Source organism: Lysinibacillus sp. KCTC 33748, assembly GCF_002237755.1.
GTDB lineage: Bacteria > Bacillota > Bacilli > Bacillales_A > Planococcaceae > Lysinibacillus.
The window spans coordinates 1-3,114 of the sequence record NZ_MWSJ01000051.1; the positions used below are offsets into that span (position 1 = coordinate 1).

Annotated in this window: 3 protein-coding genes; all 3 read right to left on the minus strand. The window is 32.9% G+C overall.

Features of this window, described 5'->3' with window-relative positions; genetic code table 11:
- Positions 1-512 precede the first annotated feature (512 nt).
- The gene (locus tag B1B04_RS25180) at positions 513-1,970 is read right to left on the minus strand and encodes a sensor histidine kinase (RefSeq protein WP_079564492.1); all 1,458 of its coding nucleotides are present in this window, start codon (positions 1,968-1,970) and stop codon (positions 513-515) included.
- A 181-nt stretch (positions 1,971-2,151) separates the two neighbouring features.
- The gene (locus B1B04_RS25185) at positions 2,152-2,478 is read right to left on the minus strand and encodes a hypothetical protein (RefSeq protein ID WP_079564495.1); all 327 of its coding nucleotides are present in this window, start codon (positions 2,476-2,478) and stop codon (positions 2,152-2,154) included.
- Positions 2,479-2,531: 53 nt separating this feature from the next.
- Positions 2,532-3,114: ABC transporter ATP-binding protein (locus B1B04_RS25190; RefSeq protein WP_079564498.1), on the minus strand; the 583-nt coding region annotated here is incomplete at its 5' end.

Genomic DNA, 3,114 nt, shown 5'->3' on the forward strand with positions numbered 1-3,114 from the left:
AAGTGCAAATACAGCACCTAAAGTAGTAGCAGCCAATTTCTTTCTCTTTTTCATAGTTTTTAATCTCCTTTTAAAGTATTTTGTCTTACAGTCTTAATTGTATAGGCGATATCTGTAGTTACTGTGAAGACTATCTGAAGATTACCTGGAGATTTTGGAGTATCTGGGGTATTTTTCCGAAAATATTTTATCTCTGTGGAGTAAACTCTAGTTGACTTGAGTTTCAGCATTAATTCAATTTTCTACAATTTTTAATGATAACACCACCTGTTATATCAATATATAGAAAAAATATCCCGTTTTGTTTTACTTAAGACTTCCATTTTCTCAATCGCGACTTTGTTTTAACATGTTTTATATCATTTTAGAAGTATAGATGTTCATAGCACTTCCGCCAATTTCTTACTCAAGTATCTTTTGAAGTTGCGGGTACTAAGCTTTTTCTATTCAAAAGTAAAAAATTGTCTCAAATAAAATCTGAGACAATTTATATATTTAAATGTACTTTTTAGTTATTTCCTTATCCATTTAGGTATAGTAGCTACAAACTGTATGCCATTTTCTGTATTTTCCATTGTATAGATGATCGAAAGAGATTCAAAAACTTGTTTCACAATATATAAACCTAGCCCACTTCCACCTGTATTCCTATTTCTGGATTTTTCGATTCGATAAAAAGGCTCGAATAATTGTTGAATTTCCTCTTCCTTAATTTTAACACCTGTATTAATTACTTTTATTTGAATCTGATTTTCTTTTCGAAGCCCAGTTACTTCAATAAATACTGTTTCTCCATGCGGTGAATACGTAACTGCATTATGAATTATGTTTTTAAAGGCTTTTTCTAATAAATCACGATCTGTACGTACACTCATGTAAGGAGAAATTTGTTTTACTATTTTAATGTCTTTTTCAGAAGCAAAAAAAACAAGATCTTTCGTTATTGAATCAACTAATTCTAAAAGGTCGACTTCTTCCAATTGCAGTTTAGTGGTATCTTGTTCTAGTTTAGACATACTCAAAATTTCGCGAACGAGCTGTTCCATTCTTTCAATAATTTTGTGGTTTTTTTCTAAATAGAAGTCACGATTTTGATAAGGGCCGATATTATAAATCATCCCTTCTAAATATCCTTTCATAACCGTGAGAGGAGTTTTTAATTCATGTGCAACAGTAGCGAAAAATCCCCTACGTTTTGTTTCGATTTTTCTTTCTCTTTCGATATCATCTTTTAATTGTTCATTTGCTATTTGTAAATCAATCATTGTTTGTTGCAAATTATTCGACATCTCATTCAAGCTATTGGACAATTCCTCTAATTCGTCATTTGAACGGACTACGATGTTTTCGGAAAAATTCAGGTTTGCCATCTTTTGCGCACCCTCATTTATATAAATGAGCGGTTTTGTAATGAACCTTGAATATAAATAGGCACTCCCTAATCCAATACACACTACAATGATACTTATATAAGGAAGAAAACGGACTAAAACCTGTGACGCTTCATCAATAGGTTGAAATGTCGCGAATACAGTAACTGTTAAATTACTTTCATCTAGGAATTGAATCGGCAAAGTAACAAAAAATGCATTCATTAGAGTTTCTTCATTCTCTATTAATGCTGTTTTTGCAGTAAGATTTGGTGATTGCGTAATTCCCTGCATCATGAAGGTAGGTGAACATATAATAGTTTCTTCTTTAGTTCGCAAATAAATATTAGCATTGTTATTTTTGATGTAGTCGTCAAAAAGCGGTATCGCATTGTTTAATGTTAAATTCTTAGCATTATGGATTATTTCCTCTATTCCCGATTGGAGTTGATTGGTTTTATATTGTTGATAAAATGTTGGAAGGAAAAAGTATAAAGTTAAATAAATCAAGACTGCAAAAGATAACAATATGAGAGACGTGACCATAAAGAGCTTATAGGTTATTTTTTTCATCTTCATGATGTGTACAATCCTATTCATCGAAATTCCCCCTAAGATCAACATATTTTAATTTTCATCTGTCTATCCTAAGGGGAATATACGTTATTGATAACTAGTCATTGCTGCCTGAAAGTGAATCTGACGGGCTAAAATATCATAAAAGTTTTATTACTAATGGAATTAATTATCTTAGAGTATTCTCCTAACACATCAAAGAAATTTAATTAGGAGATGTAGAACCCGATGTAGAACCTTGTATCATATCTTCTTCTGGATTAGATGAATATGGATCCCACTGTTCTGGTGTTTGTTCACCTGGTTTTGTTGTGAACTCCTCCCACTGTTCTGGTGTCATTTCTCCTCTTGGATTTGGAGATTCCAACTGACGCTGATCAGGTGTAACTTCTTCTGAATATGTGTTATGATCTTGGTCCATATTGTTTTCACTTGGATCCAGGTTTCCACCTAAATTCATCAAATTCGCAAATAAACCTATTGCTATTCCGATAGATAGTAAACCAATGGATGCTGCTATTTTCGTCCACATTTTCTCCACTCCAATTTTATATTTGACTTCTATTCCAACTACATTTTTACAAACTAGTCCTTTTTCAGATTCTTACAAACCAAATTTCGTTTTTCAAGATACACTACCTTATCAGATTGTTTAGCAACTTCCTGGGAATGAGTGACAACGATAATACATTTATTTTCTTTATGAGCTAGCTCTTTAAACAAATTGACAATTTCATCCGAAGTATTCTCGTCTAGATTACCGGTCGGTTCATCCGCAATTAATAAATCTACCTCACAAGACAATGCACGGGCAATGGCTACACGCTGTTGTTGACCGCCACTAAGCTGTAAAACCTTTCTTTTTGCTTCGGTTTCCGACAAGCCAACCATTTCTAATAACTCAAGCGCTCTTCTCTTTTTATCACTTATGTTAACTCCTGTAATTTCCATTGCCGTCACGACATTTTGCAGAGCCGTCATATACGTAATGAGATTATATGATTGGAAGATGATCGAAACATATTTATTTCGATATTTATCTAAACCAATTTTCCGTATATCTTTTCCTTTGAAAAGTACATGTCCTTCTTTTGGGTTATCTAATCCACTTGCTAAACTAAGTGCGGTTGTTTTTCCTGAACCTGACGGACCTAAAATGCTATAGAAA

Coding starts and splice junctions, on each gene's coding strand:
- B1B04_RS25180 (WP_079564492.1), bottom strand. CDS start 1,970: ATGAATAGGATTGTACACATCATGAAGATGAAAAAAATAACCTATAAG.
- B1B04_RS25185 (WP_079564495.1), bottom strand. CDS start 2,478: ATGTGGACGAAAATAGCAGCATCCATTGGTTTACTATCTATCGGAATA.